This is a genomic window from Corynebacterium sp. HMSC066C02, from assembly GCF_001814945.1.
In the GTDB taxonomy this organism is placed as follows: domain Bacteria; phylum Actinomycetota; class Actinomycetes; order Mycobacteriales; family Mycobacteriaceae; genus Corynebacterium; species Corynebacterium aurimucosum.
This window is the reverse complement of the sequence record NZ_KV818447.1, coordinates 79,772-105,669: the sequence shown is the minus strand read 5'-3', so window position 1 is coordinate 105,669 and position 25,898 is coordinate 79,772. Positions and strand designations below refer to the sequence as shown.

General features: G+C 61.2%; 28 protein-coding genes. 10 read left to right on the top strand and 18 right to left on the bottom strand.

Annotated features, from left to right (window positions below; translation table 11 throughout):
• The first annotated feature begins 48 nt into the window (after window positions 1-48).
• The 6 genes from HMPREF2996_RS05275 to HMPREF2996_RS05250 all read left to right on the top strand — a co-directional run bounded on the left by HMPREF2996_RS05275 (window position 49) and on the right by HMPREF2996_RS05250 (window position 4,078).
• Window positions 49-720 carry a 3'-5' exonuclease gene (locus HMPREF2996_RS05275; RefSeq protein ID WP_070447763.1) on the top strand — a complete coding sequence of 224 codons (672 nt, stop codon included), beginning with the start codon at window positions 49-51 and terminating at the stop codon, window positions 718-720.
• Between the two features lie 46 nt (window positions 721-766).
• A complete protein-coding gene (locus HMPREF2996_RS05270; RefSeq protein WP_070447741.1) occupies window positions 767-1,279 on the top strand; it encodes an ArsR/SmtB family transcription factor in 513 nt (170 codons plus the stop codon).
• Window positions 1,279-2,277: a serine hydrolase domain-containing protein gene (locus HMPREF2996_RS05265; protein ID WP_070447739.1), complete on the top strand. Its 999-nt coding sequence runs from the start codon at window positions 1,279-1,281 to the stop codon at window positions 2,275-2,277. The genes HMPREF2996_RS05270 and HMPREF2996_RS05265 overlap by 1 nt, the downstream gene beginning before the upstream one ends.
• Before the next feature lie 9 nt (window positions 2,278-2,286).
• Window positions 2,287-2,571 (top strand): hypothetical protein, encoded by a 285-nt coding sequence (locus tag HMPREF2996_RS05260; RefSeq protein WP_070447736.1) that lies wholly within the window; start codon window positions 2,287-2,289, stop codon window positions 2,569-2,571.
• A gap of 4 nt (window positions 2,572-2,575) precedes the next feature.
• Window positions 2,576-2,839, top strand: coding sequence for a FitA-like ribbon-helix-helix domain-containing protein (locus HMPREF2996_RS05255; protein ID WP_070447732.1), 264 nt, complete (start codon window positions 2,576-2,578; stop codon window positions 2,837-2,839).
• Between the two features lie 108 nt (window positions 2,840-2,947).
• Window positions 2,948-4,078, top strand: coding sequence for an ATP-binding protein (locus HMPREF2996_RS05250; RefSeq protein WP_070447729.1), 1,131 nt, complete (start codon window positions 2,948-2,950; stop codon window positions 4,076-4,078).
• An 8-nt stretch (window positions 4,079-4,086) separates the two neighbouring features.
• Here HMPREF2996_RS05250 and HMPREF2996_RS05245 read toward each other — a convergent pair whose 3' ends face one another.
• A complete protein-coding gene (locus HMPREF2996_RS05245) occupies window positions 4,087-4,995 on the bottom strand; it encodes a uroporphyrinogen decarboxylase/cobalamine-independent methonine synthase family protein (protein ID WP_070447726.1) in 909 nt (302 codons plus the stop codon).
• Window positions 4,996-5,105: 110 nt separating this feature from the next.
• Here HMPREF2996_RS05245 and HMPREF2996_RS05240 point away from each other — a divergent pair, with 110 nt between their 5' ends.
• Window positions 5,106-5,474 carry a PH domain-containing protein gene (locus HMPREF2996_RS05240; RefSeq protein WP_046649328.1) on the top strand — a complete coding sequence of 123 codons (369 nt, stop codon included), beginning with the start codon at window positions 5,106-5,108 and terminating at the stop codon, window positions 5,472-5,474.
• Window positions 5,475-5,476: 2 nt separating this feature from the next.
• Here HMPREF2996_RS05240 and mnmA read toward each other — a convergent pair whose 3' ends face one another.
• A complete protein-coding gene (gene mnmA / locus HMPREF2996_RS05235; RefSeq protein WP_070447724.1) occupies window positions 5,477-6,562 on the bottom strand; it encodes a tRNA 2-thiouridine(34) synthase MnmA in 1,086 nt (361 codons plus the stop codon).
• Window positions 6,563-6,666: 104 nt separating this feature from the next.
• Here mnmA and HMPREF2996_RS05230 point away from each other — a divergent pair, with 104 nt between their 5' ends.
• Window positions 6,667-7,509 carry a spermidine synthase gene (locus HMPREF2996_RS05230; RefSeq protein WP_070717947.1) on the top strand — a complete coding sequence of 281 codons (843 nt, stop codon included), beginning with the start codon at window positions 6,667-6,669 and terminating at the stop codon, window positions 7,507-7,509.
• Between the two features lie 23 nt (window positions 7,510-7,532).
• On the opposite strand, the gene HMPREF2996_RS05225 is transcribed toward HMPREF2996_RS05230, so the two are convergent.
• The 8 genes from HMPREF2996_RS05225 to HMPREF2996_RS05190 form a co-directional block, all read right to left on the bottom strand.
• A complete protein-coding gene (locus HMPREF2996_RS05225; protein WP_070717950.1) occupies window positions 7,533-8,687 on the bottom strand; it encodes a glycoside hydrolase family 25 protein in 1,155 nt (384 codons plus the stop codon).
• 382 nt (window positions 8,688-9,069) lie between these two features.
• Window positions 9,070-9,615 carry a hypothetical protein gene (locus HMPREF2996_RS05220; RefSeq protein WP_070717953.1) on the bottom strand — a complete coding sequence of 182 codons (546 nt, stop codon included), beginning with the start codon at window positions 9,613-9,615 and terminating at the stop codon, window positions 9,070-9,072.
• 403 nt (window positions 9,616-10,018) lie between these two features.
• Complete coding sequence (locus HMPREF2996_RS05215; RefSeq protein WP_070717956.1) at window positions 10,019-11,173, bottom strand: cysteine desulfurase family protein; 1,155 nt, start codon at window positions 11,171-11,173, stop codon at window positions 10,019-10,021.
• Window positions 11,173-12,132: an electron transfer flavoprotein subunit alpha/FixB family protein gene (locus tag HMPREF2996_RS05210; RefSeq protein WP_070717957.1), complete on the bottom strand. Its 960-nt coding sequence runs from the start codon at window positions 12,130-12,132 to the stop codon at window positions 11,173-11,175. Before HMPREF2996_RS05210 ends, HMPREF2996_RS05215 begins: the two co-directional genes overlap by 1 nt.
• A gap of 11 nt (window positions 12,133-12,143) precedes the next feature.
• A complete protein-coding gene (locus tag HMPREF2996_RS05205; protein ID WP_070717960.1) occupies window positions 12,144-12,944 on the bottom strand; it encodes an electron transfer flavoprotein subunit beta/FixA family protein in 801 nt (266 codons plus the stop codon).
• A 34-nt stretch (window positions 12,945-12,978) separates the two neighbouring features.
• A complete protein-coding gene (locus HMPREF2996_RS05200) occupies window positions 12,979-14,130 on the bottom strand; it encodes a THUMP-like domain-containing protein (RefSeq protein WP_070730437.1) in 1,152 nt (383 codons plus the stop codon).
• Between the two features lie 41 nt (window positions 14,131-14,171).
• Window positions 14,172-14,999 (bottom strand): NUDIX hydrolase, encoded by an 828-nt coding sequence (locus HMPREF2996_RS05195; protein WP_070447702.1) that lies wholly within the window; start codon window positions 14,997-14,999, stop codon window positions 14,172-14,174.
• Window positions 15,000-15,094: 95 nt separating this feature from the next.
• On the bottom strand, window positions 15,095-15,943 hold the full coding sequence (locus HMPREF2996_RS05190) for an ABC transporter ATP-binding protein (RefSeq protein ID WP_070447698.1): 849 nt from the start codon (window positions 15,941-15,943) through the stop codon (window positions 15,095-15,097).
• Between the two features lie 57 nt (window positions 15,944-16,000).
• Here HMPREF2996_RS05190 and HMPREF2996_RS05185 point away from each other — a divergent pair, with 57 nt between their 5' ends.
• Window positions 16,001-18,007, top strand: a complete 2,007-nt coding sequence (locus HMPREF2996_RS05185) for a maltotransferase domain-containing protein (protein ID WP_070730438.1) — start codon at window positions 16,001-16,003, stop codon at window positions 18,005-18,007.
• A gap of 106 nt (window positions 18,008-18,113) precedes the next feature.
• The gene (glgB, locus tag HMPREF2996_RS05180; RefSeq protein ID WP_070730435.1) at window positions 18,114-20,234 is read left to right on the top strand and encodes a 1,4-alpha-glucan branching protein GlgB; all 2,121 of its coding nucleotides are present in this window, start codon (window positions 18,114-18,116) and stop codon (window positions 20,232-20,234) included.
• 149 nt (window positions 20,235-20,383) lie between these two features.
• Here the strand turns inward: glgB and HMPREF2996_RS05175 are convergent, their stop codons facing one another.
• The 8 genes from HMPREF2996_RS05175 to HMPREF2996_RS05145 all read right to left on the bottom strand — a co-directional run bounded on the left by HMPREF2996_RS05175 (window position 20,384) and on the right by HMPREF2996_RS05145 (window position 25,894).
• Window positions 20,384-20,782 (bottom strand): arsenate-mycothiol transferase ArsC, encoded by a 399-nt coding sequence (locus HMPREF2996_RS05175; RefSeq protein WP_070710986.1) that lies wholly within the window; start codon window positions 20,780-20,782, stop codon window positions 20,384-20,386.
• Window positions 20,783-20,831: 49 nt separating this feature from the next.
• Complete coding sequence (locus tag HMPREF2996_RS05170) at window positions 20,832-22,409, bottom strand: peptide ABC transporter substrate-binding protein (protein WP_070710985.1); 1,578 nt, start codon at window positions 22,407-22,409, stop codon at window positions 20,832-20,834.
• Window positions 22,410-22,614: 205 nt separating this feature from the next.
• Window positions 22,615-23,538: a tetratricopeptide repeat protein gene (locus HMPREF2996_RS05165; protein ID WP_070730433.1), complete on the bottom strand. Its 924-nt coding sequence runs from the start codon at window positions 23,536-23,538 to the stop codon at window positions 22,615-22,617.
• Entirely contained in the window at window positions 23,535-23,843 is a 309-nt protein-coding gene (locus HMPREF2996_RS05160) for an MTH1187 family thiamine-binding protein (RefSeq protein WP_070443826.1), read from the bottom strand. The genes HMPREF2996_RS05165 and HMPREF2996_RS05160 overlap by 4 nt, the downstream gene beginning before the upstream one ends.
• 10 nt (window positions 23,844-23,853) lie before the next feature.
• On the bottom strand, window positions 23,854-24,138 hold the full coding sequence (locus HMPREF2996_RS12965; protein WP_083313787.1) for a hypothetical protein: 285 nt from the start codon (window positions 24,136-24,138) through the stop codon (window positions 23,854-23,856).
• Complete coding sequence (gene nucS / locus HMPREF2996_RS05155) at window positions 24,138-24,830, bottom strand: endonuclease NucS (protein WP_070730431.1); 693 nt, start codon at window positions 24,828-24,830, stop codon at window positions 24,138-24,140. The genes HMPREF2996_RS12965 and nucS overlap by 1 nt, the downstream gene beginning before the upstream one ends.
• A gap of 23 nt (window positions 24,831-24,853) precedes the next feature.
• The gene (locus tag HMPREF2996_RS05150) at window positions 24,854-25,339 is read right to left on the bottom strand and encodes a DUF2550 domain-containing protein (RefSeq protein WP_070645973.1); all 486 of its coding nucleotides are present in this window, start codon (window positions 25,337-25,339) and stop codon (window positions 24,854-24,856) included.
• 186 nt (window positions 25,340-25,525) lie between these two features.
• A complete protein-coding gene (locus HMPREF2996_RS05145; protein ID WP_070443818.1) occupies window positions 25,526-25,894 on the bottom strand; it encodes a F0F1 ATP synthase subunit epsilon in 369 nt (122 codons plus the stop codon).
• Between the last annotated feature and the right edge of the window lie 4 nt (window positions 25,895-25,898).

Here is a 25,898-nt window from a genome sequence, read left to right as displayed (position 1 = left end):
GCAGTACTTCCACAGTGCATGTCCGAGCCGGGCGCTAGAGTGTTGTCCATGAACTTCGACGCCACCCGCATGCTCTCCTTCGACCTTGAGACCACCTCCGTAAAGCCCAAAGAAGCCCGTATCGTCACCTCCGCCCTGGTGCGTATCGACGGGCGCGAAGTGGACAAGCGGGAAATGCTCGCTGACCCCGGCGTGGAAATCCCCGAGGAAGCCGCCAAGATCCACGGAATCACTACCGAGAAGGCCCGCGCGGAGGGTCGCCCGCACGAGGAGGTGCTCAAGGAAACGGTCGATTCCATCTATCAGGCCTGGGAGGAGGGGCTCACGCTCATTGTCTACAACGCCGCCTACGACCTATCCGTGCTACGCGCGCTGACCGGGGACTTCACGGTCAACGGTCCGGTGTTCGATCCTTTCGTCATCGATCGTGTTAAGGACAAGTGGCGCAAGGGAAAGCGCACCTTGGAAGAGGTCTCCGCCCACTACGGCGTGGAGTTGAGCAACGCGCATGAGGCGACTGCCGACGCTTTGGCGGCCGCCCGCGTGGCCTGGAAGCAGGTGCGCCAGCACTTCCCCGAGCTAGCACAGATGGATACCAACGAGCTCATGGAATACCAGGCCGTCGAGTGGTACAAGGACCGCGAATCCTTCAAGAAGTATCTGGAAGGCCGCGGGCGCGATGCCTCCGATGTCTCCACCGCATGGCCGATGATTTCTTAAGCCTGCCCCCTTGCCAGTTTTCTAGAGTTCTGGAATTCTAGAAAACATGAAAACGACAGTCGAAGCACGCCTCGCCGAACTTGAAACGCGCGTCGCCGCGCTTGAGGGGCGCACCACACCCACTGACGCCGACCCCGCATCCGCCACTGGAGAAAGCTCGGCCTACTGGCTGGTCGACGCCCTCGCACCCAACGAGCAGCTTCCCGACGGCTCCGTCATCTTTGGCGGCAACATAAACGTCGGCAAGCGCACCTATGCCTATCAATGGCAGCGCCCCACCAACTTCATCACTGACGAGGATTGGACAGAAAACCTCGAGCGCCTATCCGCGCTCGCACATCCGGTCCGCGGTGAAATCCTGCGCCGCCTCCTCGCCGCGCCCGCGACAGCCGCTGAGCTCGTCGAAGAGGACATCGTCTCCTCCACAGGCACCGCCTATCACCACTTGAGCGCACTGACCCATGCCAGTTGGACCACAAAGTCCGGTGGCGAATATGCCATCCGCCCCGCCCGAGTTATCCCCCTGCTGACCATCATCACTGCAAGCGAGGACCACTAATGCGTAGAATTTCCCTAGCCGTCATCGCTGCCATTGCCGTTGCAGCCATCCTGCTCATCACGGGGCCGCAAAGAATTGCTCTGGCAAAAGACAAAACTGGCGACGAAGCCTTAGCTGCCCAGTTGGAAGAGCACTCAGAGTCCGGCTTCCACAACATCACCGCTTTTACCCTCCAGGACGGCAAGGTCACCTTTGCAGGGCTGGGCAGCGACGAGCACACGGAGGTCGAAATCGGCTCCGTGACCAAGATGTTCACCGGCGAACTGGCCCACCAGCTCGTCGAAGAGGGAAAGCTGAGAACTGACACCACTGTGGGCGAGGTCCTCAATGTCGGCGATGCGCCCGTCGCTGACGTCACCGTAAGGGAGCTGCTCGACCACACCTCTGGACTACCCGCCGTCGCCAAAGCGAACGTCCTCAGCTTTTTCGCTTCAACGATCACCGGTTCGAATCCCTATGAAGGTGAGACCGTAGAGGACATCGTGGACGCTGCCACGAAGGCCGAGCTAAAGGACCGCGGCGAAGAATCCTATTCCAACCTTGGCTACGGGCTCTTGGGTCATATTGTAGAGACCGCCGCCGGGCAGCCCTATGAGCAGATGCTCAAAGAACGCATCTTTGAGCCAGCCGGCATGACCGAAACCTATCTCATGACGCCGGGCTCTGTGCCTGACGACGCCCCACGGGGACTTACCAATACCGGCCGCCACGCCGAGCCCTGGGAGATGGAAGGTTCCGCACCCGCGGGAGCGATCCGCTCCACGGCGAGTGACATGGCCAAGTTCGCCGAGTGGTTTATGGACAACGGCGATACCGACTACGGCTGGCAGCCTCCCAGCAAGGACAATGCTGGGTACTGGCACAACGGCGGCACCTACGGTTACTCCACCATGCTCATCATCGAACCAGAGACCAAGCGCGCCGCCTTCGCCAACAACGATTCCCTCGCCGGCACCGAAGACCTCGCCCAAGCTCTATTCGACGAGCTCGCATCTTAAGGAGTAAGCATGTTCCTCACCGTAGCGCTCGCCGTCATCACCGCTTCGGAGCTCTGGGCCGCATGGAAGGCTCTGCGAAAACCCCTTTCCACGGCAAATCACCTCGTCACCGCGGCGATTACGATTCTCGCCATACTCTTCATCGGCTACGCCATGTCGTGGCACACCTCAGTGTATTTTGGCTGGTGGTACGCTCTTGTGGCAGCCTGCTCGCTGCACATCGGCGCGGTAGCTTGGCAGGCCTTGCAGCCTTCTAGCGGCACAGACGCTGGTCAAGAAGCTCCCGTACGATAGCACTATGAGCTCCTCTCCTACCTGCACCGTTGAAATCCAAGACGTAGACAGTACAACCATCGCAACTCTTCAGCACCGCGCCGCTACCGCTGGTGTTTCCTTCGAAGACTACGTGCGCAACATCCTCACTATCGCCGCGTCATCCCCATCCACTGCCAACAGAAAGTCCATCGAAGCAAAGGCGGCCGAACTCTCCCGTCGTGCACCTATCGATATGAAGGGAGACTTCGACGTCGTCGCCGCAATCCGCGCCGGACGAGACGCATAGAGGACTAGGGAGATTATTGGTCTCCCTAGTCGACGTCCTCATAAAAGTCTCCCAAATCTCCACATTCTTAAAAGTCTCCCAAATCTCCCAATGCTCTAAGATGAGGCTATGTCCCCGCACGAGAATCCCTTCCGACCCACCTTCGGCGTTCCACCACTGTTCTGGGTCGGCCGCACAGCAGTCCTCGATACCTTCCGAGCTGCGCTTGACTCCCAGCCGGGTAGCCCGGGCCGCTCGCTCATCATTAGCGGCGCCCGCGGTATCGGCAAGACGGTCCTGCTCAACGAGATAGAAGATATCGCCTCGAGCCGCGGGTGGATTACCCTGCGAGCCTCGGGACGCAGCTCCATGGTTGACGAGCTCGTTGACACCACCATCCCGCGCATCATGGACAAGCTGGCCCCGGCGGACAAGCACAAGGTCAACCGCGTCGGCATTGGTGGTGTGGCAACCATTGGCATCCAGCACAACACTGAGGAAGCCTACAAACCCACGTTGAACACTCGCCTGCGCGAGCTTTTAGGCATGCTCAAAGGCACTGGCGTGCTGCTGACCATCGACGAGGTACAGGACGCCGACGCGGAGGATCTCACCTCCCTCGCCGTGACATATCAAGACCTAGTGCGCGATGAGCTCGACGTCGCCATTGTCGCCGCAGGACTTCCACAGGGAGTCAACCGCCTGCTAGACCTGCCTGGTGTAACCTTCCTGCGCCGCGCGCAGAAGTTCGTTCTGGGCCCGCTCTCCCCCGCAAACGCCGAGGTGGCCTTCACCGAAACCGCCTCACAGTCCGGGCTCGAGTTCACCGATGATGCGGTTGCGGCAGCGGTGAGGCTGTCGCGCGGCTACCCCTACATGGTGCAGCTGGTGGGCTCACTGGCTTGGGGGAAGGCGCAGCGTGATGGTGGAAGCAGTATCGAGGTGAGTGACGTCGCAGCAGTGTCGGCCGAGGCTATCTCAGTGCTGGGCGCCCAGGTCCACCAGCCCGCTACCCTGAAGCTTCCGCCGGCGCAGCGTCTCTTCCTCGAAGCGATGAGCGCGGTCATGGAGGACGGTACGGCAGAAATCAAGAACATCGCCGCGCACCAGGACCGGACGGTGCGCTCACTGTCGGCCACGCGCCAGCGGCTTATCGACGCCGACCTCATCGAACCCACCGCCCATGGCCAACTCCAGTTCGTCATCCCGTATATGGAGTCTTATTTCACCGCGACGGATAGCCTGGGGCGGGTTGATTAGAGGGTGAGCTAAAGGTCACCAGCATCGCGGGTGAGGATGCCGGCGGTCTCGGTTACCGAGCGCAGTGAACGAGCGGAGGCCTTGACTGGGTAGACGTCGAAATGATCGATGAGCAGCTCGCGTGGCATGCCGATGCGGTCAAGGTGACGGGCCAGCGTGATGGCCTCCGCGCGGGCATCGGAGCCTTCGATGCCCAGACCGATGCAGTGACCCGCACTCAAGTGCTCACCCAGGCCGTCGAGGTGACGCGGGGTGTCTAGGCCGCGGAAAGTCGTGAGCAAAGTTTTGGCAGCAGGTGCTATCGACCACAGCGGCGGGGCGTGCAGGTAATCTGCGTCGAAGGACTGCAGGAGATCGAGCGCGACCTCATCCGGGACCGCCGGGATGGTATCGAAATCTGTGGTGCCGGGGACGCGGCCGGCGATGATATCGGCAAGCAGGGGCTCGTCGAGCTGGACGACGACCTCCCCGTGGAAGCGACTAGCGACGTCCTGAGCGTGGGCGTGAAGGCCGTGGCGGAGGGCGTCGGCAAGCTCGTTAAAGGCGCTGCGGTCTGTGAGGACGCGGTGGCCATCGGAAAGCTCGATACTCGCCGCAAGCGACCAGGGGCCAAGTGCTTGCACCTTGACGTGCGGCACGCTCTCGCCCCAGACCTCTTGGACCTCGTCGAGGTCACGCTCCAAGCGGTCCCACGTGCGGCGGGTCAGCAGCTGCGGGCGCGCCGTCATGCGCCACGAGCGCGGGCCGCGGTCGATGGAGATAGCCTCCAGCATGCTGGCCGTGCGGCCCACCGCATCCGACCCCAGCCCACGCTCGGGCAGCTGCGGGATGGCAGGAAGTTCGGTCTCCCCCATGATGATGTCCGCGGCCTCCGCCATGGACGTGCCGGGCATGGGGCCAAGAGCGAATCCCGTCATCTCATCTCCTTCCGAATTCTTTTTCTTTTAATACCGAATCAAAGACAGTGCTGCGGCATCTATAATGCAATTCACAAACCACTAAGTCGCAGATAGTAAAGGATACTCCCGTGGCACTTGAACAGTTTTCTGGCTGGACCTTCTATTCTCCTTGCGAGATTCCGAGTGACATTCCGTCAATTCTCGCTGCCAACGAAAAGCCCATCTGCGCCTTCAAAACTGTCCGAGACGCAGCGGTCTTCACTAGCCACCGATTAATTATCCGAGATTCTCAAGGTCTCACTGGAAAGAAAGTCGAAATCTATTCGCTCCCTTATTCCTCCATTAACATGTGGTCGACGGAGAATGCCGGAAAGCTCCTAGACGTAAATGCTGAACTGGAGCTCTGGACACGGGCTGGCCACTTCAAAATCAACATCGGACCCAAAGTCGATATTCGGGCACTCGACCGACTCATCGCTGACTGCGTGCTTCGCTAAAGCTACTCAGTCCCGCAAATCGTGCCAGAGCCGAGCACAATATCACCCAGCTCATCCGGGCTCGGCAAGTAGAGCACCGCGGCCTGGCCGCGGGCTACACCGGAGAGTGGCTCGTTAAGCTCGAGCGTCATGCGGTCAGCCTCGCGGTCCACGTGGGCGCGGCAGGCAACGACGGAGCCGTGGGCACGTACCTGTACCTCGCAGTCGAAATCACCGTCCATCGCCGGGTGCAGATACTTTAGGCGATCGGCCTCAATGCGGGTCACGGCCAAGTCGGCGCGCGATCCCACGGTGACGGTACCGGTGGCCGCGTCGATATCGGTGACGTAGCGCGGGGAGCCGTCGGCAGTCGGCGTCTTGATGTCTAGGCCCTTGCGCTGGCCGATGGTGTAGTTCCACGCGCCATCGTGTTCCTTGAGCTCATTGCCCTCGGTATCCACGATCATTCCCGGACGCAGCCCGATGGAACGGCCCAGGAAGGCCTGGGTATTGCCGTCCGGGATGAAACAAATGTCATAAGAATCAGGCTTGGACGCCGTGGAGAATCCATGGCGCTTGGCCTCCTCGCGGATCTGCGGCTTCGGGGTATCGCCAATCGGGAAGAAACAGTGGTCCAGCTCCTCCTTGGTGATGACACCCAGCACATAGGACTGGTCCTTGTTCTCATCCAGGGAGCGGCGCATGTAGCCATCAGAGTCGATGGTGGCGTAGTGACCTGTGGCGACTGCATCGAAGCCCAGCGCCATGCCCTTGCGCAGCAAGGCTGCGAACTTGATCTTCTCATTACAGCGCAAGCACGGATTCGGGGTCTCACCGCGGGCATAGGAGTCCACGAAATCCCCGATGACGGCTTCCTTGAACTCCTCGGAGAAGTCCCATACATAGAAGGGAATGCCGAGTTTATCGCAGATGCGGCGGGCGTCGGCGGAATCCTCTAGGGAGCAGCATCCGCGTGCCTTCTCACGGGTCTGTTGCGCATCCTTGTGCAGGGCCAAGTGCACGCCAATGACGTCATGGCCTGCTTCCACTGCGCGTGCTGCAGCCACCGAGGAATCGACGCCGCCGGACATGGCTACCAATACTCGCATGCTCTCCCCTTCTCGTTGCTTTGTTGTCCACCAAGGCTAGTCGCGGTGTACCTCATACCCCAACACGCGAACCACGCAGCCTATTCCCTAAGCTAAGAGGCACTATGGGCAGAAAGCGCAACACCACCAACTCCATCGCGGGAACCTATGAGATATCCACTGGCGAGCTCGTCATCGAGCCGGATCCTTTCCGCGACGGCGCATTCATCCTCAACGTCAACGGCGTGCCCTCCTCACACCTCATCCCCGATGAGCCACGCACCCTGGAATTCGAGTACATGCGCTGGATCGCCGCCGCGGTAGAGAATCTCGCACCCGGCAAACGCCTACTCCACCTAGGCGGCGGTGGTTGCTCGCTACCACGCTACTTCGCTGACCTGTGGCCGGATTCCCACAACACTGTGGTCGAACTCGACGCGAAGCTTACCGAGCTCGTCCGTGAGCTGGCCGATATCCCGGCAGCACCCCGCGTGAAAATCCGTGCCGGCGAGGCACGCGCAGTCACTGAGGGCTTCCCGCCGAACCGCTTCGACGTCATCATCCGAGACGTCTTCGCCGGTGATACGACGCCGAAGCCACTGACCACCGTTGAATTTTTCCAACACACCCATGCAACGCTATGCCCCGGTGGCCTCTACGTGGCCAACTGCGGTGACCACTCCGATCTCCAGGGCGCAAAGGCGGAGCTGGCAGGGATGGCAGAAGTCTTCGCACACGTCGCGGTTATCGCCGATCCTCCCATGCTTAAAGGCCGGCGCTACGGCAACATCATCCTCATCGGCTCAGACACCGAGCTGCCAGTCGACGGCTCCCCCGAAGCCGCCGCCCTTGCTAAACCGTTACTCTCCGGTGCGGTGCCCGCACACTTCCGCGACGAGTCTTGGACCCGCCGCTTCTTTACCGGCGTGAGCCCACGCCACGACGCCCTAGACGACGCGGAGAGTTAAGGACACTCAAGCCCTAAAGAGACTTAGCGGAGGCTCTTGAGCAGGTCCGCCACCTGCTTGGAATCAAATGCCGGGATCTCCACACCCGCGGCGTGACCAGCACTGCGCGCGGCACGGCTGACATTCTCCACGTCCTGCTCGCTGACGTTGTTGGCATCAAAGTCCTGCAGGTGCTGTGCGTTATCCAAGAAGATGGCCAAGTCACCGATGCTGGCGTCGTTATTGGACATGTCCTTGAGGTCGTCGGTGCTAATAGCGCCAGTGTTGAGCAGCTTCTCCGCCTGCTTGATAAGCCCGGTCGGATCCACGTCCAAGCCCGCATCCTTCGCAGCATCCGCTACGGCAGGAACGGCTACCGCGCCCGCCGCTAGGGCCAGGATTCCGGCAATCAGCACGCCGGCGTCATCACCAAGGTCCACGCCTGGGATAACCAGGTCATTCAAGATGCCACCGAAGTCAATGTAGTTGCCTCCGGAGAAAGAGTGCAGCTGGGCTTCAGTTCCGTTGAAGAGGTTCATGTCGACATCGGTCTCAATACCGGCCACGCGACCAGAACCCGAGCGCTGCCAGAAGGCCAGCTTGTCCCAGCCACCGACGGGATCCGGTGCGGTGTCCTGGTAGGCAGCCAGCCACAGCGGGTACTCGCTGAAGCGAGTGGTGTTGCCCATCTGGCCCATCCAGAAGTACTTGTAGGTGTACAGCATCGGCGTGCGCCCGGTCAGGGACTTCACCTCCTTCATGAAGGTGTCAATCCACTCCTCAAGCTGCGCAGCACTCAGGCCCTCATCAACCTCGATGTCGAGCACCGGCGGCAGGGTCTGCGTCGGCACCAGCGCGATTTGGGAGGCAAAGCTGGCTGCCTGCTGCTTGGCATCGCCAGCCGGGCGCGCGTAGTGGTAAGCGCCGACCTTCAAGCCAGCCGCTGCAGCAGCATTGGCATCGCGTACGAAGTGGTTGTTAACAAACCCAACGCCCTCGGTGGCTTTGACAAAGGCATAGGACTGGCCGTCGGACTTCACGGCGTCCCAATCGATCCCACGCAGGGACATGTGGTTATTGCCGGAGACATCCACACCAGAAGGTGCGGTGGACGGGATAGCAACGGCGGTGGATACGGACAGTGCCACGGCCGCTACTGCGGTAACGGCGGCGGTAACAAGGCGACGTGCATGGCTCATGCGCGCCACACTACCGTTTCAACAACATCAGTCACAGATGCAACACGCGCAACATTCAACTCGTTTGTCACATTTCTTACGCAACGTGCCCTCACCGACACCACCACACCCACTTCCCAGGCAGGGGCCACTGGCTTGCGTTGTCGCGTGCTACAACTGCTAGTACTTGAGCAGTGCTTGGCGACGCCCCCACCGCTACTCTTTCGAGCTCACCCCCGACGACGTGTGGTCGCTCATTTCGCTTGACGCGTGACAAGAGGTGCTCGAGCGCAAGATCGGGTTCCCGCACTGGAACCATATGTTCGATGTCGGGTGAGGCAATAATTTCTTACGCTCTCGCTCGTCTCCACGAAGCGGGGCGCGGATCTGGAGAAAGGCGAGCCTAGAAGTACTGGTTCATGTAGTCGCGAGAACCCAGGCCGATCGCGTCAAAGCACTCTGCCATCTTGGCTTCTTCTTCAAAGTACTCGAGTTCGTCACCCTCGGCGCCCCCAGCTCGCTCTTCCTCGAGTTCCTCGAGAGCATCGGCAAGCGCGTACGGTTGCCATACGCTAAGCCCCAGTTTCTCGAAAGCATAAGACTCTGGAGCTTGATCATCGTCAAGCCGAGCCCCGTCGTTGAGCCTCTTCAACAGCTCGGCGCACTCGATCGCGTTCATGTGGGAAAGGTTATGGCCTTCCCATTCCACCGTGACACCGTCTTTTTCAGGGTTGGTTGCGAACTCAATGAACTCGACACCGTTGTCACCGATGTGAACCTGAATATTTGCTTGGGAGTAGTACAAGGGGCTTTCACTCGGGTGATTCTCCGGTTCCCCAAGGACCGCTACCACCTGCTCGGCACTGTCACCGAAACGAACGGTACCTTCGCCAAATGGTGAAGCGAACTGAGCACCTTCATACGAGGTCAACGTTATTGAGGAAGTCATCAGTATCTCCAGTAATTGCTGACTAGGCTCCGCGAGTCTGAACCAATCGTTGCGCCCAGAATAAGACGGGTTGCGTGAAAGCACAACAGGTAGTTTTCAACCAGCGTCGAATCGGAGTACGTCGCCCGAGCGTCGGGTACAACTTAGGCATGCTTATCGACGCCCCGCCGCGACCATGCCCTCCAAGCTGTAGGGCGACGGCCACGAGTCCACCGGATTCCTCCGCAAGAGATCGCGGTCGGTAGCGACGTCGGACAACGCTTTCGTACCGGATTAACCATCGACGAGGAGGAAGAAACCTGACGGCCTATTCACTCCGTGGCACAACGTCGAAGATTGCGAAATGTGCCTGTTCGCTTCGTGGTTGGTGATCGTTTTTTCCTAGGCCCAGACCTGTTGTGTCCTAGACCGAGCGTGCTCGGCGGATGATTTCAGGAAGCTCTGCCAACACGGCGTCAATGTCCTCGTCGGTGGTGAGGCGCCCCAGGCTGAAGCGCAGGCTGCCGCGGCCGTGTTTCTCGTCGATGCCCATGGCTTCTAACACGTGGGACATGCGGTTGACACCAGCGTGGCAGGCGGAGCCGGCGGAGGCTTCGATGCCGGCGGCGTCAAGAAGCATGATGAGGCTGTCGCCGTCCGTGCCTGGGAAAGACACGTGGAGGTGAGAGGCCAAGGTGGGCTCGGCGGAGTTGATGATGACGTTGTCGATGCTCGACTCGATGCCGGCCTTGAGCTTGTCGCGAAGTGCAGTCAGGCGGGTATCCTCCTGCTCCATTTCCGCGACGGATTCACACAGAGCTGCGGCGAGTGCGCTGGCGCTGGCCACGTCCACGGTACCGGGACGAATGCCGCGTTCTTGGCCGCCGCCGAAGGCGATGGGTTGGGGTGCCGGGGTGCGGCGTGCGAGCAGCAGGCCAATGCCGCGGGGCCCGCCGAACTTGTGGGCGCTGGCCGCCAATGTGGTGGCACCCAGCTCATGGAAGTTGATGGGCAGCTTGCCGGCGACCTGTACGGCATCGATGTGCACTGGGGTGTTCTGCGCGGCGGCGCGCTGGATAATGTCGTCGACCGGCTGGATGGCGCCAGTCTCGTTGTTGGCCCACATGCAGGTGGCCACCGCGGCCGGGGTATCCAGGGCGCTTAAAACGCTGACGTGGCCGGTGGAATCAACCGGGAGAAGCTCCACAGTGGCGCCGTGCTCAGCGTGGAGCTTCTCTACGGTTTCGAGCACGGCAGGGTGCTCGATGGGGGTCGAAACGATGCGTTTCGACGGTTCATCTGCTGCGCTCCCGCTGCGCGCTGCGTTCTGTGCTGCACGGAAGAGGCCCTGAATGGCGATGTTGTCCGCCTCCGTGCCGGAGGAGGTGAAGATGACCTCGATAGGTTCGCAGCCGAGCAGCTCGGCAACGGTCTCGCGGGCGTCATCCAGCACGGAGCGTGCCTTGCGCCCGGAGGCATAGGACGCGCCCGGGTTGAGGGAACTGGCTGCCTGTGTCCATGCGTCGATAGCGCACTGGCGCATGGGCTGGGTGGCTGCGTAATCGAGGTAGAGCGGCATTAGTTGCCAGCCTCCTTGCGCTTGGTCAGCTCCGCGGCAAGTGCCGGGGCGATCTCGTGGAGGTCACCCACCACGCCGAGGTCAGCGATCTGGAAGAAGGGCTCGTCCTGGTCCTGGTTGACCACGACGATGGTCTCCGAGGTCTGCATGCCGGAGGTGTGCTGGATGGCACCGGAAATGCCGAGACCGATGTAGAGCTTCGGGGAGACGGTCGCACCGGTCTGGCCAATCTGGTGGGCCGGATCGTAGAAGCCCTCGTCCACAGCGTCGCGGGTGGCACCGACGGCGGCACCGAGGGCGTCGGCAAGCGGCTCCACCACGTCGGCGAACTTATCGCCCACGCCGCGGCCGCCGGCCACGACGACCTTGGCGGAGGTCAGCTCCGGACGAGCGGTCTTCTCCGCCGGGGTGAAGGAGGTGACGGTGACATCCTTCGCGGTGGCGGCAGGCAGCTCGAAGGGCGCGGGTGCTGCGGTGACCGGCTGCGGCTCAGTGGCCACGGAGCCCGGCCGCAGGGTGTAGACCACAGAACCGGTGGCCGTAGAGGAAGTCTCGTAGGAACCGCCGAAGATAGTGTGGTGAGCGGAGCCATCGGCATTAATGCCGTCGACGTTGACCAAGGCACCCGAGCCCAAGCGCGCAGCAAGGCGGCCGGCGATCTCATTGTTAGTCGGGGTGGAGGCCAGCACGATGGGCGCCGGGTTATTGGCGGCCAAGGCATGAAGGGCGTCAACCTCCGGGGTGACGATGCGCTGCTCATAGTCCGCAGCCGTGGCTTGGACCACCTGAGCGGCACCGAAGTTGCCTAACTCTGCGTCGAAGGAGGCGGCGGTGGCGGCATCCTTGGCCACGACGACGGCGGAGACGGTGCCGAGCGCGCGGGCGGCGGTGATGAGCTCGCCGGTAACGGGGCTGAGCTGGCCTGCTTCGTGCTCAACTAGGACATAAACGTGAGACATATCTTTTCTCCTTAACCCTCGATGAGATTCTTGGCGGCCAGGAAGTCCGCGACCTTGGCGGCAGCCACGGTCGGATCAGTTTCAACGATGACCTCACCGGCGGTGCGGGCCGGGCGCTGCGCGGAGGCGGTCACAGTGGTGGTGGACGGCACGCCATCAATGCCCAGGTCCGCCACGGCGAGGGTGGTGACCTCAGCCTTCTTGGCGGCCATTAGCCCCTTGAAGTTCGGGAAGCGCGGCTTATCGGCCTTGTCAGTGAAGGACAGGATGGCTGGCAGGTTGGCGGATAGCTCCCAGTGGCCGTGGGCATCTTCGCGGGTACCGGTGGCGGTAGCACCAGCCAGGGAGGCGGCCTTGAGCTCCGTGAGCGCGGTCAGCTGGCGGTACTCCGCTAGCAAGCCGGCGATAAGCCCAGTAGAGGCATCCGAGGAGTTGTTGCCCAGGGTGATGACCTGGACCTCGCCGAACTTCTCAGCCACCTTGTTGATGGCGGCGTTGAGAACCCAGGCGGTAGCCAGGGCGTCGGCGCCGGCCAGGGCGTCGTCCGTCACGTGCACGGCGTGGTCCGCGCCCATGGCCAGCGCCTTGCGCAGAGCCTCATCGGCAGCGGCCGGGCCCATCGTAAGCGCCACGACCTCATAGCCGGCGTCGGCGTTATCGTCGCGCAAGCGCAGTGCCTGCTCGACGGAGTACTCGTTGACCTCATCGATGACGTTATCCACCGAGGTACGGTCCAACGTGTGGTCCGCCTCGAGGGTCTTGGTTGACCACGTATCCGGTACGTGCTTGACCAGAGCCACAATGACTGGCATGTGGGCACTTCCCCTTCCGTAAATTTTGAAACTATTAGGGTGCGTAATTACCTTCGGTCGATACTACTCGCGGTCCGCACAACACCGCGACTCCCTTCGTTCCAATGCGCGTGACCACGAGTGTCTTGGCAGTGGAGCCTTTGAGCTTGAGCTTCTTACGCAGCTGGTCCGGGTTCACGTCTTGCCCGCGTACCAGGATTTCCAGCGAGCCGACGTCGTGGGCCGCCATGGCCGCTTTTAGCTTCTTCATGGGGACCATCTCGATGAATTCAAATCCGGACATGCCTTGCGGAAGGCGGTCGCCGGTGAGGTAGGCAATGCGCGGGTCCAGCTGATGCAAGCCTTCCCGCGCGGCGTAGTGGCGCACCAGCCCGGCGCGCACGATGGCGCCGTCGGGGTCGATGAGGAAGCGCCCCATGGGCCCAGCCTCAGGTAGTTCGTTTTCGTCGAGGTCATCCTCGATGACGTCAGTATGTATTCCTTCGGGCGTGGTGTTGAGGACCACTGCCCTCTTACCCATTCCCAGGCCCGGGGTATACAGGCAGGTTTCCTTCACCCCGCCATCGAGGCTCACCACGCAAGCCAGGCCTTCCCATTCGGAATGATCAATGCCGGGGGCGCACTTGATGGCCATCTCGCCGTGGGTGGCCAGCAGATCTGCTGGCGGTGGTAGGAGTTGGTCTAGGCGCGTAATACGGTTGCCACCCTGTCGCCGCGCAGGGTCGGCGATGCAGACCTGGGCTGTGGTTGTGGTGGTTAGTGCATCGGCACGAAAAACTGGGTGCTCAATGTTGTGGTGCGCCATGGCCACGCGCGAGGCGTCGAGGTCACTGCCCACATAAGCGCCGGGGCGATAGGTCTGGCCTTCGGTGCCGATGGAGCAGGTGAGGTCGTGGACGAAGTCCACGTTGCGTTCCTGAAGGAAGTGCGCGCGATAAGCCGCCACTGCGGGTGGGGTGGCCTGTTGGGCGGAGTCGTGGTCCATGAGCCACTGCCCCGGTAGCTTGCCGGAGCTGCGGGCCTGGATCAGCTCGGCTACGGCGCGGCCATAATTACCGAATTGGGCCTGCAGCTTGGCGACGTCCCGCAAGTGCGCCTTCTTGGCCCCTTCCAGGTCTGCTGCGGCGGCATCGATCGTAGCGGCGTTCTCGCGTAGGAAGGCAACTTCGTCCAGGGTGTAGCTCATGCAGGTTTCTTCTGTATCGGTTGATGCCGGGCGAGGCCGACTTAAATGCGGTCGACAGGGAAAGTGGTGAAGTATTCACGGTAGCGCTCATCATCGCGCGGGTCGCCGATAATCGGACGCAGGTCGGAGAAGGAGGCATCATCTAAGACCTCTTTGACCGTGGCGTAGGAGGTCAAACGCTTGAGCTGCGCCCACGTCGGGATAGCTAGGCGCACCAACCCGGCGCGCCAGCCATCGAGGACCAGTTGTGGGTCGAACCAGCCGGCGTCGTCGGCTTCGCCTGTATCTCCATCGGGTTCTTGGCCTTCGGGTAGTACACCGATGAAGAAGAAGGTGTCGAACCAGTGGTTGTTGTCTTCCCCGGCCCAGCGGGACCAAGGCAAGAGCATGTCGGCGTCGACACGCATGCCGTTGTGCTCAAGGAACTCGGTGAAGGAAATCTCGTGGGTTTCTAACAGCTCGCGCTCACGGTGGTAGCGAGAGGCGTCGGAAACCAAGCCGTCCTCGCGGATGGCCAGCAGCGTGCCGGCCTCCTCGAAAAGCTCCCGGGCGGCCGCGAAGACAAGGGCGTGTGCCTTGTACTTGGTTACGCCCATGCGCCGTGCCATGGAGACCACCGAGCTGCCCGCCCATAGTTCGCCGGAGTCCCAAGAACGCGGTGGGAAGTCACGCGGGTCTACACCGCCGCCGGGAAAGACAACGTGGCCGGGGTAATTACGCATGGTGTGCACGCGTTCTTGGATCCACACGCGCAAGCCCTCCGCGGTATCGCGTAACAAGAGGACAGTAGCGGCCAGGCGTGCCCCGTTAAAGCCCGTGGTTTCGCCAGGGTCGATGGCATCAAGGCTGTCGTGGATGGACTGGCTCATGCAACTTTCCGTGTCTGCAAGCTAGGAGCAGAATTCGAGAGGTATACGTCGAGAAGGCGTACTGAGGTTATGTACTAGGGGTTATGTGCTAGGGGTTAGCGGACTCGTCGGGCGAAGTACCTCTCCCCAATGCGGTCCACCTGGATGGGTTGGTGGAAAGCCTTGGAGAGGTTTTCCGACGTCAGGACAGAGTTAATGAGTCCTTTGGCCACGACCTTACCCTCATCTAGGAGCATCGCATGGGTAAATCCATAAGGGATTTCCTCGACGTGGTGGGTAATCATGACAATTGCCGGGGCATCCGCATCGAGTGCTAGGTCCCCCAAGTAGCCCACGAGGTCCTCACGGCCACCCAAGTCCATACCGGCGGAAGGCTCATCCAGGATGAGCAGCTCCGGGTTGGCCATCAGCGCGCGGGCGAGGATGACGCGCTTCTTCTCGCCTTCAGAAAGCGTGCCCCAGGTCCGCTCTGCCAGGTGCGCTGCACCCACTTGTTCCAAGATGTCATCGGCACGGGAGAAGTCCATGTCTTGGTAGTCCTCACGCCAGCGGCCGAGGACCGCATAACCGGCAGACACAACGAGATCATCCACGCGTTCTCTATCCGGGATGCGGTGTTGGACGGCGGCGGAGGAAATACCGATGGCGGCGCGCAGATCGCGCATATCCGTCTTGCCCAGGCGCTCACCCATGAGGAAAGCCACACCAGCGGACGGGAACTCTTCGGCGGCAGCCATTCGGACCAAGGAGGTCTTGCCCGCGCCGTTGGGGCCGATGATGACCCAGCGTTCATCGAGCTCCACCTGCCAGTCGATGGGCCCCACCAGTGTGCGCCCACCGCGCCGGAGCTCGACGCCGCGGAAGTCAATCAACCAATCCTCGTCGGTTTCCATCAGTTCAGGGTCTTGCTGGCTCAATTGCTCTGGAGTGTTCACAGCCACCATTGTGGCTGAAATCCTTCTTCCCCGGTGAAACTGACACAGCTGCATTATTCTATGGGCATGACTCAACGCCTTGGTATCGACGATGTCCGCCCCTCCCTCTCCGGTAATGCCGCCTCGAAGGCTGTGGTCGGAGAGGTTATCCCTGTCACTGCGCTGGTGTGGCGCGAGGGCCACGATGCCGTCGCCGCAACGCTCTCGGTATGGAACACCGAATCCCCATCTACCTCCGCCGTTACTATGACGGTGGACCCGGAGAATCCAGACCGAGTCCACGGCGTATTTAGCCCAGCCACCACTGGGCGTTGGTTCTTCCGCATCGATGCCTGGTCGGATCCGATGTCCACCTGGCGCAACGCAGTGGTCAAGAAGATGGAGGCCGGTCAATCCACCCAAGAACTCAGCAACGACCTTCTACACGGTGCCGAGCTCTTCGAGGAAGCGGCAATCCAATGCCCGAGTGACAAGGCGGAGCTGCTCTTTCAGGCGGCGAAGGAGCTGAAGGATGAGTCGGTGGACGTCGATAAGCGCGTGCGAACCGCCCTGTCTGACCAGGTCGCAGACGTCCTCCACCACCACCCGCTGCGCCACCTACTGGTGGAAGGTGACATCCACGAGGTCCTGGTAGAGCGTCCTGAAGCTCTCTACAACTCGTGGTACGAGCTCTTCCCGCGTTCCACCGGCGGCTGGGATGACGAGGGAAACCCCGTGCACGGCACGTTTAAGACCACGGAGCAGGCACTGGAGCGCGTGGCCGCCATGGGTTTCGATACCGTCTACTTCCCGCCCATCCACCCCATTGGCAAGGTCCACCGCAAGGGCCGCAACAACTCCGTGGTGGCTGAACCCGGTGATGTGGGTTCACCCTGGGCCATTCAGGACCACTCCACCACGCACCCGGAACTGGGCACCATGGAGGACTTCAAGCAGCTGGTCAAGAAGGCCACCGACTTGGGCCTGGAGGTAGCACTGGACCTAGCCCTACAGGCCTCCCCGGATCACCCGTGGGCCAAGACCAACCCAGAGTTTTTCACGGTGTTGGCCGATGGCACCATTGCCTACGCCGAGAACCCGCCGAAGAAGTACCAGGACATCTACCCGCTCAACTTCGATAACGACCCGGATGCCATCTACGCGGAGATCTACCGCATCGTCATGATCTGGGTGGAGGCCGGTGTCACCACCTTCCGCGTGGACAACCCGCACACCAAGCCCGCCAATTTCTGGAATTGGCTGATTTCCAAGGTGCACGTGACCCACCCAGAAGTCATCTTCCTCTCCGAGGCCTTCACCCGCGCCCCGCGCCTGTTCGGATTGGCCAAGGCTGGCTTCACGCAGTCTTATACCTACTTCACGTGGCAGACCTCCAAGCACGAGCTCACCGAGTTCGCGCAAATGCACGTGGAGCAGGCCGATATCTGCCGCCCCAACCTCTTTGTCAATACCCCGGATATCCTCCACGAATCCCTGCAGACCGGCGGGCGCGCCATGTTCGCCATCCGCGCCACTTTGGCCGCTACGCTCTCCCCGCTGTGGGGCGTGTACTCCGGATTCGAACTCTACGAGCACCAAGCAGTCAAGCCGGGCAGCGAGGAATACCTCGACTCGGAAAAGTACGAGCTGCGCCCGCGCGACTTTCAGGCCGCTGTCAAGTCTGGCGACTCCCTGGAATCCTATATCCGCCTGCTCAACCTCATCCGCCGCGAGAACCCGGCCCTCCAGCAGCTGCGCACGCTGCGCTTCCACAACACCGATAACGAGGCCATCATTGCCTACTCCAAGGCTGATCCCACCACCGGCAACGTGGTGCTCGTGGTGGTCAACCTGGATCCGCGCAATGCACAGGAGGCCACAATCTTCCTGGATCTTGCCGCCGTGGGCCGCCACCCGGGCGATCACTTCACGGTGCAGGACACCATCAGTGGAGCTGCCTACGAGTGGTCCGACCGTAACTTCGTGCGCCTGGAGCCGCTGCGTGACGTCGCCCACATCTTCGTCCTCCCGCCGGCCCACCATGACCTGCAGGAACGCATAGCGTGGCGCCGTGTGAACGACTACCGCCCCTAGGCTTTTAAAACCCTCACCACCCCGCGCTGATTCCGTCCCCCTTTCCGGGTAGCGCGGGGTTTCTTTTCTGCCCCGCGAGCGGGCGTTGTTCGGTAATTTGGTCAGTATGAACATCCCGGCCTCAGACCTCGAACGCCTTAACCACTGCCGCCACCACGCGCCCCATGATTTCTATGGGTGGCACGACGGTACCGTCCGCACTCGCCGCCCCGGTGCCGAAGCCGTCGAGCTCGTCACCGCAACCGACACGATTGCTATGCGCGCGGTTGGGGATGATATCTGGGAGGCCCCGCTCGCCGAAGAAGCCGACTACCGCCTGCGCATCACCTACCCGGGCCAGCCCGCTACCGAAGTAGCGGACGGCTACCACTTCCTACCCACCCTGGGCACCTTGGATCAGCACCTCATCGGCGAGGGCCGCCACGAACGCTTGTGGGAAGTGCTCGGTGCCAACCTCAAGAGCTATACCACCGACATGGGCGTAGTCGAAGGCACGGCGTTTGCCGTATGGGCACCCAACGCGGAGGGTGTGGCCGTGGTCGGTGACTTCTGCGGCTGGAACCCAACCCAATACCCCATGCGATGCCTCGGTTCCACGGGCATTTGGGAGGTCTTCATCCCCGGAGTGGGCGAAGGCGAGCGCTATAAGTTTGCCGTCCACGGCAAGAACTCCCCGCGCATTGACAAGGCCGATCCCCTGGCCAAGCGCACCATTGCCCCGCCGGAAACCGCCTCCGTGGTGGCTCGCTCCAGCTTCGAGTGGAGCGATGAGGAGTGGATGAGCAAGCGGAACGCGGACCTCGACGTCCCGATGAGCGTCTATGAGCTCCACGTGGGTTCCTGGAAGGTGGGCGCCGATTACAACACCTTGCGTGAAGAGCTGATCCCCTACCTTCTGGAGCACGGCTTTACCCACGTGGAGCTGCTGCCCGTGGCCGAGCACCCCTTCGGCGGCTCCTGGGGCTACCAGGTCTCCGGCTACTACGCGCCTACCGCGCGCTGGGGCACACCGGACGAGCTGCGCGCCCTCATCAACGATCTGCACAAGGCAGGCATCGGCGTCTTCGTCGACTGGGTACCAGCTCACTTCCCCAAGGATGAGTGGGCGCTGGGCCGGTTTGATGGCCAGGCACTCTACGAGCACCCGGATCCGCGCCGCGGCGAGCAGGCTGACTGGGGAACTTATGTCTTCGACTTCGGGCGCAACGAGGTGCGCAACTTCCTAGTAGCCAATGCCCTCTACTGGGCGGAGGAGTTCCACATCGACGGCCTGCGCGTCGACGCCGTAGCCTCCATGCTCTATTTGGACTACTCCCGCGAGGAGTGGCTGCCCAACATCCACGGCGGGCGCGAAAATCTTGAGGCCGTCCAATTCCTTCAGGAGACCAACGCCACCCTGAACCGCACCCACCCGGGTGTGCTGACCATCGCCGAAGAATCCACCTCCTGGCCAGGCGTGACCGCTCCGACGCATGAAGGCGGTTTGGGCTTTAGCCTGAAGTGGAACATGGGCTGGATGAACGACACCCTGGAGTACTTCAAGCACGAGCCGATTCACCGCCGGTACCACCACGGTGAGCTCACCTTCTCCATGGTCTACGCCTACTCGGAGCGCTATGTGTTGCCGTTTAGCCACGACGAAGTAGTCCATGGCAAGGGCTCCCTGTGGGAGCGCATGCCGGGCGATGACTGGAACAAGGCCGCGGGCCTGCGTGCGCTGTATGGCTACATGTTCTCCCACCCGGGCAAGCAGCTGATGTTCATGGGCCAGGAGTTTGGCCAGACCACCGAGTGGGCCGAAGGCCACTCCGTGGACTGGTCCAACTTGGAAGGCTGGGGCAACGAGTGGCACCACGGCATTAAGCGCCTAGTGCGCGACCTCAACGCGGTGTACATGCAGCACCCGGCACTCTGGACACAGGACTTTACCCAGGACGGCTTCCAGTGGGTCAAGGCTGATGACTCGAACAACAACATGCTCGGCTACGTGCGCTACGGAAAGGATGGCTCCGCAGTGTTGGCGGTGTGCAACCTCTCCGGCAGCTCGGTGCCAAACTATGACCTCTGGGTGCCGCGCGACGGCGAATGGGAGCTAGTCATCAACACCGACGACGCCGTCTACCAGGGTGCTGGCAACGACCTTGCCCACCGCGTGCGCTCCGAAGGCAACCACGTACAGCTGCACCTGCCGGCCAACTCGGTGCAGTGGTACGCCTTCCGTGGCTAAGCTGCGCGGCCTAGCGCCGAGCCTGGCTCGGCGCGTGCTCACGCTCGTCGCAAGCAAGGCCTGAGAGACACAACTGCCCCAGTTGCCAAAGTTCTGGCCAGATCTTGAATCTCGGCGGGGAACTTTGGCAACTCGGGCAGTTTTAGTTTTCAGTCCTGCGCGTGAACATCAAGGAAAGCTCGTACGCGAGCATCGATGTCATCGCGAAGCGCATCCATTCGCTCATCTCCCTCTAGGCCGCGTACGGACGGGTCCTCGATCTCCCAACGCTCAGCCACTCCGTCATAGTCGGCATCACCGACGATGATGACGTGGTCGACCGACGATGCGAGGTCGGAATCAATCAAGGTCGGCGTACCTGCCGTGTCGGCGCCGACCTTTGCCAGAGAGGCCTGCGCCTCAGCATTAACGCCCTGCGCACGATGCTGTTCAGTGGTCTTTACTCCTGCAGAATGAATCTCCCAATCGGGCGCATGCTTCTTAGCTAGGGCAGCCGCCATCTGAGACTTGCCGCGGTTGGTATTGCAAAGAAATAGTACGGAGGTCATGCCACCCTACTGTAATCGTGTTGCGGTGTGCCAGTAGGAGACCAGAGCGCTAGTTCTTCTTCACCGCGTAATACACCGGCAGGGACTTCCAGTTGAAGGTCACGTCCTGGACGTTCTCCGACCACCCGCCGACCACGTTCGGGTAGAACAGCGGGATCGAAGGAAGGTCACGCAGCAGAAGCTCTTGCGCCTGGTTGTAGAGCTTCGCGGCTTCCTCCTCATTTGCGGCGCCGTTGGCCTTCACGATCAGCTCATCGAATTCCGGGTTGGAGTACTTCGAGTCGTTGGAAGCTACACCCGTGGTGAAGTTTGGCCCGAGGAAGTTGCCCATGGAGGGATAGTCGGCGAACCACGCCGTGCGGTAGGCACCGTCCATACGCTCGCTGCGGTAGGCATCGCGGAAGGACTTGAAGTCCGGGTAGGGGTTCCCCACGGCTTGAATTCCCAGCGTGTTGCTGATGTTGTTGGCTACGGCATCGGCCCAATCTTTGTTGTCGCCGTCGGTGTTGTAGTTAATGGGGAACGAGCCTTCAAAAGCACCGTACTTCTTATCGGCCTCCGCCCAGAGCTTCTTCGCCTCCTCCGGGTTATAGTCCAGGTTCTCCGAACCGGGCAGGCTGTCGTTGTAGCCATTCAGGACCGGGGAGGTGAACTCGCGGGCCGGTGTGCGGGTGCCGTGGAAGATGGTCTCCGCGATTTCCTCGCGGTTGATAGCCATCGAGATTGCCTTGCGGCGCAGCGCGCCTTCTTCCCCACTAAAGTGCGGGGTCTCCATGTGGATGGACATCTCCAGGTAGGTGGCAGCAGGCTTGGTTTCTTGGCGGTCCCCCAAGTCCTGTTCATAGCTTCCGAAGGCAGAGGACGGGATGGCTTCGAGGACATCGAGGTTATTCGCCAACAGGTCCATGTAGGCCGCGCTGGAATCAGCGTAGAAGGTGAACTCGATGCCGTCGTTCTGCGCGGCACGGTCACCCTTGTACTCTGGGTTCGGCTCGATGATCAGGTTCTGGTTGTGATTCCATTCCTTGATCTTGTAGGGACCGTTCGACACTGGGGATTCGCCAAAGCCCTGCGGGTCCTCCAGTGCGGCTGCGGGGACTGGGAAGTAAGCGTTGTAGCCCAAGCGGCTCGGAAAGTCGCTCTCCGGCTGGGTGAGCTCGATAGTGAAGGTGCGCTCATCGATGACCTTAAGGCCCTCCATCTCCTTGACGCCTTCCCCGTAGCCCTTGATGGAGGAGAAAAAGCTCTCGTTGAGCTGTTCGTTGGCCACCGCGTAATTCCACGTATCGACGAAGGTATCCGCAGTTACGGCAGAACCGTCGGAAAATTTCAGGTCGGGCTTGAGCGTGACCTTGTAGGTCTTCTCCCCTTCCTTGTCGATGGACTCCGCCATCTCGTTGTGCACGTTACCCTCGGCGTCGTAGTACACCAACCCGGAATACAGCATGTCGACGATGCGTCCGCCGCCGTTCTCATTCGTCATTGCGGGGATCAGGCCCTGCTGCGGCTCGGTGCCCAGAACTCGGACATAGTTGGAACCACCGGCGCTATCGGAGCTATCGCTTCCGCAGGCGGTCAGGGTAAAAGCGAGAGAGGCGGCGCCGATGACGCCGAGGAGCTTGCGCATGAGAGTCCTCCTGAAAGAGTCGACCAATTATTGTGTTACATAACACTAGAAGGAATTTAACATGAGGTGCTTCACATAATTGCTTGAACACAAAAAGAACCTCAGGAGAGGACTCATCTGAGCCATCCTGAGGGTTCAGCCCGCGATCGTCCGGAAAGGCCGCTCTAGGGCCCAGCACAAGCTGGGCCCTATTACGACGCCCTCCTTAGTACAACGCGCTGGCCAGCTTCGTGCGTGCGGCGAGCACGCGCGAATCACCGGAATCAAAGAGCCCAAAAAGCTCCAAGAGTCGGGTCTTAAGCTGTTCTTTCTCATCCCCGGCGGTACGCTTCATGGCCTCGATGAGGCGCTCGAAGGCGCGGTCGGGAGCACCGGCAACCACCTCCGCGTCGGCGGCATCGAGCTGCTTGGACACGTCCTCCGGGGCAGCATCCGCCGCAGCGATAGGATCCTCGCTGCGGTTAGCCGGGTCCAGGCGCTTGAGTAATAGCGTGGTGTCGCGGGCCTGCTTAATCTCCACGTTGTCTGGCTCGGCAGCCAGGATCTCCTCGTAGGTAGCAATAGCGGAATCGAAATCGCCGCGGTTGAGTGCGTCCTCAGCCAGGCTCAGGCGCGGATCCGCTGCTTCTTCCTCGGGGGTCTCCCCCGCCACATCTTGGTCAGGCAAGCCCTTGAGCTGGGGGCCGAGCTTGTCGACGATCGCCGCAACCCACTGCTCCAAGTTCTCACGTGGCTGCCCGCCCTCAAAGTTGGTGACGGGCTGGCCGGCGGCGATGGCGACGGTGGTAGGCAGATTCTGCACGCCGAAGACCTGCGCCACCTGGGGCACGACATCGGCATTGATGTAGCCCACGATGAACTTCAGCCCACCGGCGGCGGCCATCTCCTCGAAGTCCTTTTTGAGCTGCTCAGAGGCAGGCGAGCGCGGCGAGCCGATCAGGGCGATGACGGGTACCTCCGCAGAGCGGCGCACCAGATCATTTTCGAAGTTCTGCTCGGTGACCTCAAAGAAGGGCCGCACACCTGCCGAGGCACCAGTAGTGCCCTGTTCCTGTGCTTTCGCCTTGGCCTCTGCCTGCTGCTTGATAGCACCCAGGTCGAGGGCTCCCCCTACGTACGGTCCAGTCACTTGTTCTCCTCCAGGTAACGGTTAACGGAATCTACTTTTTGGGTTATCTGCCCGCTCACGCCTTCGCGGATATCGGCCTTAATCACCAAGCTCGTGCGCGGCGACACGGCGCGTACGGCATCGGTGGCCTCCTTGATGACCGCGAAGACCTCGTCCCACTCACCTTCAATGATGGTGAACATGGAGTTGGTCTCATTAGGCAGGCCGGAGGCCCGGACAACACGCACGGCTTCGGCCACGGCCTCGGACATTTCAGCGCTTTCATCACCCACAACAGTGGGGGCTACGGAAAAGGCAACAATCATGCCCGCTATCCTACCGCCGGTCCCAGCAGTGCCGGTGCCAGTGGCGGCGGTCCTCACCGCGCCCACCGGTATCCCGTGGCCACGCCACGATATGCGCCACCCCGGGAGGGATGTTCTGATTGCAACCCGGGCACACGTAGTACTTCTGAGCAGCCGCGCTGCCGACGTGCCGCATAACGAAAGGCTCTCCATTAGTCCACCGCGGCCCGGGTACAGTCTGCGATCCGAGGAAAGCACGTCCATCGCGGGGCAATGAACGCGGCTCTTCGCGGATTCTACGATTGCGGCGTGGCACTAGAACAACCGCAGCTCGTTGGATTCGATGCCGCGCAGCTCCTGGTAATCCAGGACGACGCAACGGATGCCGCGGTCCTCCGCCAAGGTCCGTGCTTGGGGCTTGATTTCCTGCGCGGCGAAGACGCCATGCACGGGTGCTAGCAGGTCATCGCGATTCAGCAACTCGAGGTAGCGCGAAAGCTGCTCGACTCCATCAATGCCCCCGCGGCGCTTGACCTCAACGGCGACAAACTCGTTCTTGGCATTCTTGGCCATGATGTCCACCGGCCCGATAGCCGTGGGGTACTCGCGACGCACTAGCGAGTACTTCTCTCCCAACGTTTCAATATGCTCGGCCAAGAGCTCCTGCAGGTGCGCTTCCACGCCATCCTTGACTAGGCCGGGATCTTCCCCCAGCTCCATAGTGATCTCCTGGTGGATCTCAGCAATGGTGATGCGTAGCTGCTCACCCTTCGGGTTCTCCACCAGCCACAGCTTTTCTCCTGTGTCTTCGCCATCGATATCCTCAATCGCCGACTCTTCAAAGGTGCATGGTGGTGTCATCCAGTTCAAAGGCTTGTAGGCGCGGTCATCCGCATGGATGGACACCGAACCATCGGCCTTGATAAGGATGAGCCGATCCGCCATCGGAAGGTGGGCGTCGAGGCGGCCGACGTAGTCTACGGAGCATTGGGCGATGACAAGACGCATGTCCTCTACCCTATCGTTGAGCGCTACTTCTTAGGTAAACGGGTAGCTCGCTGGCGCATCTGGTGATAGTCCAACTTTTCTTGGCGCTTCGAAGGGGCTGATTCGACCCACGCATTCAGGGCCATGATGCCCTGCGCATCCGAGGCAATCTCATAGTCCCTACCATCGATGCGAAGCTGGATGATTTGGTGATCCGAGGGCATAAAAGAAGCCTCGTCACCATCCATCGGGCGAGTCTTGCCCAATTCGATGTCGAGGCGATTGAAGCGCTTGTTGGCGCGCGGCATGACGGAGCGGAGCTTGAAGTAGTCCATATACTCGCCGTCATAGCGCACGAGACCATGACGCCAAGAATGAGAGTCCTTCGACGGTAGTTGGCGCAAAAGGATGCTCGTGCCGCGGGAGCGCACGGTGAAAAAGCGCACCGCCGCTAGGATGAGGAAAACCAGAACGACCAGTGCACACAGACCTAAAAGAATTGTTAGCCCCTGAAGCACCTGAGAATTCATGGAATGATGTCCTTCACAGCGAGTACGAAACGATGGATTGATTGTACCGCCGTTGACGGAAGCAACGCTAGTCCTTACCCAAGAACACGAAAGAACCCCACCCCCTCTTATCGAGGTTGTGGGGTTCCTAAGTGAGAGTGGGAAGGGCGGTCATTGCTGCCCGTCGTTTCCCTCTCCGCTCATCCGTTAGCTGTTGAGGCGGCGGGCGGCGCGCAACGCGGCGTCGCCACGAGACCTCGTCAGCTCGCGCTCAGACTTCAGGTCTTCCTGTGCCTGTGCTTCATCGACCTCAGAGGCCCAGATGGACCAATCAGCGAGGACGGTGATCTTGTTCTCGGACACGGAGAGGAAGCCACCCTGGACGGCAGCGACGAGACGATCGCCGTCCACCGGGTGGATGGTCACAACACCATTGTCGATCAACTGACCAACCATGGGCTCATGTCCAGGAAGCACGCCGATCTCACCCTCGGTGGTCTCAGCCGTCACCATGGTGGCCTTTCCGGTCCACAGCAGGCGCTCAACCGAAACCAATTCGGCGGTGATGTCAGCCATGTGC

Coding starts and splice junctions, on each gene's coding strand:
- HMPREF2996_RS05275 (WP_070447763.1), top strand. CDS start 49: ATGAACTTCGACGCCACCCGCATGCTCTCCTTCGACCTTGAGACCACC.
- HMPREF2996_RS05270 (WP_070447741.1), top strand. CDS start 767: ATGAAAACGACAGTCGAAGCACGCCTCGCCGAACTTGAAACGCGCGTC.
- HMPREF2996_RS05265 (WP_070447739.1), top strand. CDS start 1,279: ATGCGTAGAATTTCCCTAGCCGTCATCGCTGCCATTGCCGTTGCAGCC.
- HMPREF2996_RS05260 (WP_070447736.1), top strand. CDS start 2,287: ATGTTCCTCACCGTAGCGCTCGCCGTCATCACCGCTTCGGAGCTCTGG.
- HMPREF2996_RS05255 (WP_070447732.1), top strand. CDS start 2,576: ATGAGCTCCTCTCCTACCTGCACCGTTGAAATCCAAGACGTAGACAGT.
- HMPREF2996_RS05250 (WP_070447729.1), top strand. CDS start 2,948: ATGTCCCCGCACGAGAATCCCTTCCGACCCACCTTCGGCGTTCCACCA.
- HMPREF2996_RS05245 (WP_070447726.1), bottom strand. CDS start 4,995: ATGACGGGATTCGCTCTTGGCCCCATGCCCGGCACGTCCATGGCGGAG.
- mnmA (WP_070447724.1), bottom strand. CDS start 6,562: ATGCGAGTATTGGTAGCCATGTCCGGCGGCGTCGATTCCTCGGTGGCT.
- HMPREF2996_RS05230 (WP_070717947.1), top strand. CDS start 6,667: ATGGGCAGAAAGCGCAACACCACCAACTCCATCGCGGGAACCTATGAG.
- HMPREF2996_RS05225 (WP_070717950.1), bottom strand. CDS start 8,687: ATGAGCCATGCACGTCGCCTTGTTACCGCCGCCGTTACCGCAGTAGCG.
- HMPREF2996_RS05220 (WP_070717953.1), bottom strand. CDS start 9,615: ATGACTTCCTCAATAACGTTGACCTCGTATGAAGGTGCTCAGTTCGCT.
- HMPREF2996_RS05215 (WP_070717956.1), bottom strand. CDS start 11,173: ATGCCGCTCTACCTCGATTACGCAGCCACCCAGCCCATGCGCCAGTGC.
- HMPREF2996_RS05210 (WP_070717957.1), bottom strand. CDS start 12,132: ATGTCTCACGTTTATGTCCTAGTTGAGCACGAAGCAGGCCAGCTCAGC.
- HMPREF2996_RS05205 (WP_070717960.1), bottom strand. CDS start 12,944: ATGCCAGTCATTGTGGCTCTGGTCAAGCACGTACCGGATACGTGGTCA.
- HMPREF2996_RS05200 (WP_070730437.1), bottom strand. CDS start 14,130: ATGAGCTACACCCTGGACGAAGTTGCCTTCCTACGCGAGAACGCCGCT.
- HMPREF2996_RS05195 (WP_070447702.1), bottom strand. CDS start 14,999: ATGAGCCAGTCCATCCACGACAGCCTTGATGCCATCGACCCTGGCGAA.
- HMPREF2996_RS05190 (WP_070447698.1), bottom strand. CDS start 15,943: ATGGTGGCTGTGAACACTCCAGAGCAATTGAGCCAGCAAGACCCTGAA.
- HMPREF2996_RS05185 (WP_070730438.1), top strand. CDS start 16,001: ATGACTCAACGCCTTGGTATCGACGATGTCCGCCCCTCCCTCTCCGGT.
- glgB (WP_070730435.1), top strand. CDS start 18,114: ATGAACATCCCGGCCTCAGACCTCGAACGCCTTAACCACTGCCGCCAC.
- HMPREF2996_RS05175 (WP_070710986.1), bottom strand. CDS start 20,782: ATGACCTCCGTACTATTTCTTTGCAATACCAACCGCGGCAAGTCTCAG.
- HMPREF2996_RS05170 (WP_070710985.1), bottom strand. CDS start 22,409: ATGCGCAAGCTCCTCGGCGTCATCGGCGCCGCCTCTCTCGCTTTTACC.
- HMPREF2996_RS05160 (WP_070443826.1), bottom strand. CDS start 23,843: ATGATTGTTGCCTTTTCCGTAGCCCCCACTGTTGTGGGTGATGAAAGC.
- nucS (WP_070730431.1), bottom strand. CDS start 24,830: ATGCGTCTTGTCATCGCCCAATGCTCCGTAGACTACGTCGGCCGCCTC.
- HMPREF2996_RS05150 (WP_070645973.1), bottom strand. CDS start 25,339: ATGAATTCTCAGGTGCTTCAGGGGCTAACAATTCTTTTAGGTCTGTGT.
- HMPREF2996_RS05145 (WP_070443818.1), bottom strand. CDS start 25,894: ATGGCTGACATCACCGCCGAATTGGTTTCGGTTGAGCGCCTGCTGTGG.